The 7,810-nt window shown below is 65.7% G+C and carries 6 protein-coding genes and 1 pseudogene; 3 read left to right on the top strand and 4 right to left on the bottom strand.

The genetic code is table 11. The features are described 5' to 3' along the window. A partial coding sequence (gene car / locus WAN02_RS03595; protein ID WP_422262813.1) for a carboxylic acid reductase occupies positions 1 to 3,464 on the bottom strand: 3,464 nt, incomplete at its 3' end. Positions 3,465 to 3,766: 302 nt separating this feature from the next. Between car and WAN02_RS03600 the strand changes: the two genes are divergently transcribed. Continuing rightward, complete coding sequence (locus WAN02_RS03600) at positions 3,767 to 4,258, top strand: hypothetical protein (protein WP_422262814.1); 492 nt, start codon at positions 3,767 to 3,769, stop codon at positions 4,256 to 4,258. Between the two features lie 101 nt (positions 4,259 to 4,359). Here the strand turns inward: WAN02_RS03600 and gabT are convergent, their stop codons facing one another. The 3 genes from gabT to WAN02_RS03615 all read right to left on the bottom strand — a co-directional run bounded on the left by gabT (position 4,360) and on the right by WAN02_RS03615 (position 6,791). Further along, entirely contained in the window at positions 4,360 to 5,700 is a 1,341-nt protein-coding gene (gene gabT / locus WAN02_RS03605) for a 4-aminobutyrate--2-oxoglutarate transaminase (RefSeq protein WP_422262815.1), read from the bottom strand. A 101-nt stretch (positions 5,701 to 5,801) separates the two neighbouring features. Beyond that, complete coding sequence (locus tag WAN02_RS03610; RefSeq protein ID WP_422262816.1) at positions 5,802 to 6,044, bottom strand: hypothetical protein; 243 nt, start codon at positions 6,042 to 6,044, stop codon at positions 5,802 to 5,804. 75 nt (positions 6,045 to 6,119) lie between these two features. Beyond that, the gene (locus tag WAN02_RS03615; RefSeq protein ID WP_422262817.1) at positions 6,120 to 6,791 is read right to left on the bottom strand and encodes a nitroreductase family protein; all 672 of its coding nucleotides are present in this window, start codon (positions 6,789 to 6,791) and stop codon (positions 6,120 to 6,122) included. A gap of 79 nt (positions 6,792 to 6,870) precedes the next feature. On the opposite strand from WAN02_RS03615, the gene yajC reads away from it, so the two are divergent. Both yajC and WAN02_RS03625 read left to right on the top strand, forming a co-directional pair. Further along, entirely contained in the window at positions 6,871 to 7,200 is a 330-nt protein-coding gene (gene yajC / locus WAN02_RS03620) for a preprotein translocase subunit YajC (protein ID WP_422262818.1), read from the top strand. Positions 7,201 to 7,321: 121 nt separating this feature from the next. Further along, positions 7,322 to 7,810 (top strand): annotated as a pseudogene (locus tag WAN02_RS03625) (protein translocase subunit SecD); the annotation flags it as partial.

Consider the following 7,810-nt stretch of genomic DNA (forward strand, 5'->3'; position numbering starts at 1 on the left):
GTGATGTACTTGACGATCACCGGCTCCGAGACATGTGGAATGTCTTTGTCGGGGCCAATTTTCGCCTCTTGCACCGCGGCCCGGAAGCGATCGGTCGGTGCCATCGATCCGTTGATCGGCGTCTGCGGCTTTTGGTAGTTGTGCAGCAATGGCAAGAGCGAGTACTGACGCTGACGATCCGGCAGGGTCCGCAATGTCGTCTCGAACCGCTGTAGCCAGGTGGCGTAGTCGCCCACCCGCTGAACCGAGTATCCGGCGTCGATCAGCCAGTCGACGTACTCGTCGAGGCCGATGCCATCGTCGTAGGGGTTCATCACGTGGTACGTCTGGTAGCCGTCCACAACATGGGCCCCCAGGCTCGAGATGGCCTCGGAGATGAATTCGACCGGTAGGCCGTCGTAGTGCGAACGCTGACGGTTACCGTCCGCGTCGAGCTCGTAGAACGAGCCGGGCGCGATGCCGGTGGCCACCAGGCTGAGCATCAGCCGGGTGAACATGTCCGGCAGGTTCAGTTGGCCCGCGTAGCTGGTGTCGGCCAGGATCATGTCGCAGCGGAACACCGCGACCGGTAGACCGCACAGGTCGTGCGCGTCGCGCAGCAACACCTCGCCGGCCCACTTGCTGTTGCCATAGCCGTTGGCATAGCCGTCGTTGATCTGGCGGGTGGCGCTGATATCCCGGATGTCGGCGTCCTCGATGAACTTGCCGGGCTGGATCTGGTCGCCCACACCGATCGTCGACACGTAGGTGTACGGCTTGATCTTGGTGGTCAGCGCGATTCTGATCAGCTCGGCGGTGCCCAGCGCGTTCGGGCCGAACAATTCGCTGTAGGGCAGCACGTGGTTCACCAGGGCCGCCGGGTCGACGATCAGGTCGACGGTGTCGGCCAGCCGCTGCCAGGTCTGCGGGTCCAGGCCGAGGTTGGCCTCGCCCTTGTCGCCGGCAATGACCTCGAGGTGGTCGGCCGCAAGCTCCTGGTAGTGCGCGAGCAGCTTCGGGTCGCCGCTGTCGAAGGTCTTGTCGAGGCGCGTCCTTGCATCTTCATCTGATTTCGCGCGCACCAGCGCAATGACTTTGCCGTCGACCAGATCCATCCGCTCCAGCCATTCCAGCGCCAGGTAGCGGCCCAGGAATCCGGTCGCGCCGGTCAGCAACACCGTCCGCACCTCGCTGCCCACCTTCGGCAGGTCGGCCGCAGCGGCCAGCGTGGCCTCGTCGAGGAACTTGTCCAGCGTGAGGTCACTCGCGTGCACCTCGACCGCGTCGCGGCCGTGCACCGCGGCGAACGTCGGCCGCTTGGTGCCCTGTCGCTCGCCCTCGATGTAGTTGGCGATCGCCTGGAGGTCGTTGGCCGGGCTGACGATCACACCCACGGGCACGTCGACGTCGAAGATCTCGTGCAGCAGGTTGCCGAATGTCAACGCGGACAACGAGTCTCCGCCCAGATCGGTGAAATGGGCATCGGGTGTCAGGTCGGAGCTGGCCGCACCGAGCATCGCCGCGGCGGCCCGGCTGACGGTCTGCAGCACCGGCGCGTCGGCGCCGCTGCGACGGAGTTCGGAAAGCTCGTTGGCCTGGCCTTCGGCCAAGTCGGCGTAGAGCTGCTCCAGGCGCTCGCCATAGTGCTGCTTGAGCTTCGGCCACGCCAGCTTGCGGATGCCGGTCAGCAGACCGTTCTCCAGGCTGAACGGCCTGGTCTCGATGATGAAGTCACGCGGCACCTCGTAGGACTGCAGATTCGCCCGACGGGCGACGGTCTGCAGCGACTCGGCGATCGCGGACTTCGATGTGTTCTCGTCGGTCGGCACCACCACCGCCAGCAGGTAGGGCTGGGCGCTGTTGCCGTAGACGTAGATCTGGTGGATCAGCGGGCTGTTGCCGAACTCGGCCTCCAGCTTGGCCAGCGTGACGAACTCGCCCTGCGCGAGCTTCAGCACGTTGTTGCGCCGGTCGACGTACACCAGGTGATCCGGAGCGGTCTCGGCGAAGACGTCGCCGGTCCGGTAGTAGCCGTCGTCGTCGAACACGCCGGCGGTGGTTTCGGCCCGCTTGTAGTAGCCCGGGAACATGTTGGGCGTCTTGAGTAGCAGCTCGCCCCGCGGGTGCGGCCGGTCGGTGGCGTAGTAACCCAGGTCCGGCACGTCGACCAGCTTGTAGTCGATGACCGGCGGACGCTGAATCTCGCCGTCCAACAACACCATTCCGGCCTCGGTGGAGCCGTAGCCGTCGACCAAATGGATCTCGAGCAGCGACTCGACCCACTTGCGCAACTCGGGGGAGGTCGGCGCTGAACCGGTCATCGCGAAGATGAAACGCCCGCCGAGCAGCTCGTTGCGTTGCTCGCTCAGCACCTGCGACTCTGCGGCCTGACGATCGACACCTGCGGCGGTCCGTCGTCCGACTTCACTTTGGTATTCGCTGTGGAGCATCTCCCAGATGCGCGGCACGAAGTTCAGCTCGGTGGGCCGCACCAGGCGCAGGTCCTCCAACAGCGTCGACAGGTCGCTCTTGGCGGCGAAGTAGGCAGTGCCGCCGTTGCCGAGCGTGCCGTAGAGGGTGCCGCGGCCCATGACGTGGCTCATCGGCATGAAGTTCAGCGTGATTGACGCGGCACTCGGCCCGAACCAGTTCTTGGTCGACCGGTTCCACATCTTGGCGACGTTGCTCTGCGGGTACATCGCGCCCTTGGGGGCGCCGGTGCTGCCGGAGGTGTAGATCAGCAGGGCCAGCGGGTCGTCCTCACCAGCCTCGGCGGCCGGGGGCGCGGGCAGTTCGGCGCCGCGCTCGCGCACCTCGTTGAGGGTCTCGATGGTCAGTGATAGGTCGGCGAGCCGTTCGTGGGCGTTCTGCAGCGCCTCGCGGTTGTCGTCGAGCTCGCTGCGATAGTCGAAGACCACCAGCCGTCCGGGCGTGTGACCCGCCTCGGCGGCGGCGAGGATCACGTCGACCGCATCCGAGAGGTAGTCAACGCTGGCCGCGAAGAGGGTGGGCTCGGTCTCGAGGACGATCGGCTTCAGCTGCGCGATCGCCGCGCTGGTCTGCAGTGGGACCGACACGGCGCTGACGGCACCGAGCGCGATGTCGATTGTGGCGTAGTCGACGCTGGTGAAGCCCAGAACGGTGACCCGGTCACCGGCTGACACCAGTCCGTCGGCCAGCGCGCGGGAAAGCTCGTCGACGCGGTGGGCCAGTTCGCCGTAGGTGACCTGAGAGAACCAGGGCATCAGTTTGGCCGATGTCCGCCCGGTCTGCGGGTCTTGGACCAGCTCGTAGGCGCGCTGCGCCAGCGCGGGCCGGTCGGAGTAACCCTCCAGCACTGCCTTGGTCACTTGGGGGAATCGCGTGCCGGCCGCCTCGATGGCAGCGGACACGGCTGGATCTGGTCGCGCGGCCGCGAATTCCGGGTCGTTGGCGGCCAACTCTGCGACGCGACGTTCTTGGTCTACTTGGATGTCACTCGACATGTCAGAACCTCACAACTTTGCGAATTGAGAAATCTAATCGTGCGACGCTGCACGTAATGAGTACTACGTTAGCAAAGGTAACGATATTCCAGGTGGTCCCCAATAGCGACGATGTGTGACAAATTGCACCGCCCCCGCGCGTCCCAGCGCGCCGGTGTGGACTCCGAGCGTGGCGGGTACCCGCTTCTGATGGGTCCGCCACCTCAGCGAGTCGGGATTCGTCATCATTCTGAAATTCGGACAGATCGTCGGGAAACAGCACGCAATCGGCCGGTTCCCAGCGTGGCATACGGTTCACCATCATGACCCGCACAGATCGGCGTGGCAGGCCGCTCAAGGCCTTCCTGCAAGCCGAGATCGCCGGCGCTGACGTCACGATCGAAGAGATGCGCAAGGCCTGCGGCCTGACGCGGGCCAGCTACTACGGGGAACCCAGCGGCACCGGCCGCGGCTTCGACGACAGCTTCCCCAACTCCGAAGAGCTACGGCAGGTGGCCGAGCATTACAAGCTGGGCGAGAACGGGTGGGTCAGCCTGTTGGTCGAATTCGGTTGGCTTCAACCGGTACCCGGCACGCTTCGTATGCCCTTCACCGCCGAAAACGAGCAATTGCAGGCGCCGCCGATCGGTTTCGTCGCACTTCGTGATGCGCTGTCGCGCTATCAGAATGCCTCGGTCCTCATCGTCTCGTCAGATGGAACGGGCGTCTCGCTTGCGCCGGTACGCCAAGCGCTTCAGGAACAACCCGACGGCTTTCTGATGGTGTTCGGCACCACGCCGCCCACCGACAGTTGAACGCCTAGAGCCCGGCCAGCGAAATCGACGCTAGTGCGGCGGTCACTCGCACTTCTTCGCGCCAGCGTCAATCTCGAGAAAGCTCAGTGGCGGCGGGCTCGCTAGAGCCCGGCCAGCAGACCGGTCAGCACGTCGAGGCCCTCGGTGAGCAACTCGTCGCTGATCGTCAGCGGCGGCAGGAAGCGCACGACGTTGCCGAATGTGCCTGCCGTCAAAACGATTACGCCGGCGGCAGCCGCGGCGGTCGCTAGCGCGTTGGTCAACGCGGCATCGGGTTCGGCGGTGTCGGGCTTGACGAACTCGATGGCGATCATCGCGCCGCGGCCCCGGACGTCGCCGATGCGTTCGTCGGCGGCCTGCAGCGCCTGCAGTCGGTCCTTCATCAGCCGCTCGATCTGCCGGGCCCGTTCGATCAGCCCGTCCGCTTCGATGGTGGCAAAGGTGGCCAACGCCGCCGCGCAGGCCAGCGGGTTGCCGCCGTACGTGCCGCCGAGGCCGCTGGGATGGGGGGCGTCCATGATCTCGGCGCGACCGGTGACGGCCGACAGCGGCAGGCCGTCGGCGATGCCCTTGGCGATGCAGATCAGGTCGGGTTCGATGCCCTCGTGCTCGCAGGCGAACATGGCCCCGGTCCTGGCGATCCCGGTCTGCACCTCGTCGGCGATGAAGACGACGTTGTTTTCCCGGCACCAGTTCAGCAGCGCGGGCAGGAATCCCTCGGCGGGGACGATGAAGCCGCCTTCGCCCTGGATGGGCTCGATGATGATTGCGGCCAGATTGTCGGCGCCCACCTGCTTGGAAATGATGTCGATGGCGCGCCGGGCCGCCAGCTCGCCGTCGGTGGCCATTTCCTTGTCGATCAGCCCGTCACGGAACGGGTAGGACAGCGGCGCCCGGTAGATCTCCGGGGCGAACGGACCGAATCCGCTCTTGTAGGGCATGGATTTCGCGGTCAGCGCCATCGTCATGTTGGTGCGGCCGTGATAAGCGTGGTCGAACGCCACGACCGCAGATTTCTTGGTGTAGGAGCGGGCGATCTTGACGGCGTTCTCCACCGCCTCGGAGCCGGAATTGAACAGCACTGAGCGCTTCTCGCCCGAGCCCGGGGCCAGCCGGTTGAGCTGTTCGGCGACGGCCACGTACTCCTCGTACGGCGTCACCATGAAGCAGGTGTGGGTGAAGTCGGCGACCTGAGCGCGCACCGCATCGACCACTCGCGGCGCGGAGCTGCCGATGGTGGTGACCGCGATGCCCGAGCCCAAGTCGATCAGCCGGTTGCCGTCGACGTCCTCGACGATTCCGCCCCCGGCACGGGCGGCGAACACCGGCATGGTCATACCCACGCCGGCTGACACCGCCGCGGCGCGGCGTTTGGTCAGCTCGAGTGATGCTGGACCGGGGATTTCGGTGACGAGGTGGCGGCTCTGTTCGATGGCGGACACGCCCAAAATCGTAGCTCGGCGACGACGCGCGCCGCGAGGCTCAACGAGATGACGAGCCCGTGAATCGCGGCCGCGTCGACCGCTTGGTTACGACGCTGAAATCAGCCGGCCGCCGTGTGCCCCAACTCGCGGCAGACATTGCCATTCGGGTCCCACCACTGGCCCGGGGGACAGTTGAGTGCCGGGCCCTGACCGACCGGCCGGCAGACATTGCTGTACCCGTCCCAGTATTCACCAGGCTGGCAGCTCGGCGGGTCGGCCCAGCTCGTCGCCGGCGTTGCGAACGCCACGGCTGCCGCCGCGAGCACTACGGCACCCGAAAATCGGCCGATCAAGTTACTCATTCGATCCTCCTCGGTAGCCAGCGTGTGAACACACTGGAAAGCGACAATTTCATTCTTGCCACATTCCGGCCGGAACTAAACCCCGAATGCCGGACCGTCGATCGAATCGACCGTAACAAAGGAGCTGACCGGTTCGCGACGAAGTCGGCGTGGTTGCCTGATCGGATACCCCAGCGTGACGATCGCTGCCAGAGCCAGCGGGTCAGGTGCTCCCAGAACAGCTTTCACTTGTGGCTCCTCGCGGATGGCGATCGTCGTGATGACGCCGCCCAAACCTTCGTTGCGGGCTGACAGCAGGATGTTCCACGCGAACGGGTAGATGGACGCGCCGCCGGCGAACGTGTACCGGTCCGCGTCGCGGTCGATCGCCGCCAACCTCGACAAGTCGGCGAATATGGCCAGCAATACCGGGGTTTCGTCAAACCGCTCTGCGAAATCGCCTGTTACTGCGGTGTTTTCGGTAGCCAGTGCGCGAGCCTCGGCGTCGCGGTCGTTGGTCGGTGACCACGGTCGCAAACCGGCGGCGGCCAACGCCAGGTAATCGCGGGAACCCCGCAGGTAAGAATCGCGCAGTTGGCGACGTTTCGCGGCGTCCTTGACGACCACCACCCGCCAGGCCTGCGCGTTGCCTCCGCTGGGCGCGAAGCGGGCGGTGTCGAGCACCCGGGCCAGCACGACGTCGTCGACGGCCTGGTCGGTGAATTCGCGAACGGCCCCGGTGGTGCGCAACGCCTCGGTCAGTTCCATCGGTCAATGATCTAGCACTGCCAGGGCCTAATGGCACACTGGTGATCGTCATAGGACCTACGGAAAGACCTCTGCCGTCATGAACCAAGCAATTACCTTCCTGCCGATGCTCGCCATCCTGGGGGTGTTCATGTTCTTCGCCTCGCGGCGGCAGAAGCGTGCGATGCAGGCCACCATCGACCTGCACGAGTCATTGCGGATCGGGGACCAGGTGCAAACCACCTCCGGGTTGCACGCCACGATCAAGCGCATCACCGACGACACGGTGGACCTCGAGATCGCCCCTGGCGTGATGACAACCTGGGCCAAGCTGGCGATTAGGGATCGGGTCGAGCCCGAGATCCTGGACACTGGGGCCGACGAGGTTGGCGATCTGGCCGACGACCCGGGGCGACTGCCCAACGATTGAGGTCGGTGACGCGCCACGTACCCTTTTCGGTGCGGTCGAACTGATCGGCGCGCGAGGGGCGGACGGCGCAGTGGCGACCTGCAACGACGCGCATCGCGCATGAGCGGAGGAGACTCAACACGTGGCATCGCCTTCGGCGCCGGTGCACCCTAGCCGCTACCTGGCGGTATTCCTGGTTCTGCTCATCGGCGCCTACCTGCTGGTGTTCCTCACCGGCAACAAGCATGCCGACGCGAAGCTCGGCATCGACTTGCAAGGTGGCACCCGGGTCACGTTGACCGCTCGGACACCGGACGGGTCACGGCCGAGCCGTGAGGCGTTGTCACAGGCGCAACAGATCATCAGCGCCCGCGTCAACGGGCTCGGCGTCTCGGGTTCTGAGGTCATCGTCGACGGTGACAACCTGGTCATCACCGTCCCGGGAACCGACGGCAACGAGGCACGCAACCTCGGCCAGACCGCCCGGTTGTACATCCGTCCGGTCATCAACGCACTTCCTGTCGACAGCGCTGGGATGCAGGGCGGCCCGCGGTTGCCCGCGCCGCGCGGCAGGCTGCCCAATGGTGGGGCACCGGGTGGGCCTGCATCAGGCGGACAGCCGGGTCTACCC

Source organism: Mycobacterium sp. (genome assembly GCF_049281135.1).
Lineage (GTDB): Bacteria > Actinomycetota > Actinomycetes > Mycobacteriales > Mycobacteriaceae > Mycobacterium.

What these genes read in the sequence shown, in the direction of transcription:
- WAN02_RS03600 (WP_422262814.1), top strand. Translation starts at nt 3,767, where the DNA reads ATGACCCGCACAGATCGGCGTGGCAGGCCGCTCAAGGCCTTCCTGCAA.
- WAN02_RS03610 (WP_422262816.1), bottom strand. Translation starts at nt 6,044, where the DNA reads ATGAGTAACTTGATCGGCCGATTTTCGGGTGCCGTAGTGCTCGCGGCG.
- WAN02_RS03615 (WP_422262817.1), bottom strand. Translation starts at nt 6,791, where the DNA reads ATGGAACTGACCGAGGCGTTGCGCACCACCGGGGCCGTTCGCGAATTC.
- yajC (WP_422262818.1), top strand. Translation starts at nt 6,871, where the DNA reads ATGAACCAAGCAATTACCTTCCTGCCGATGCTCGCCATCCTGGGGGTG.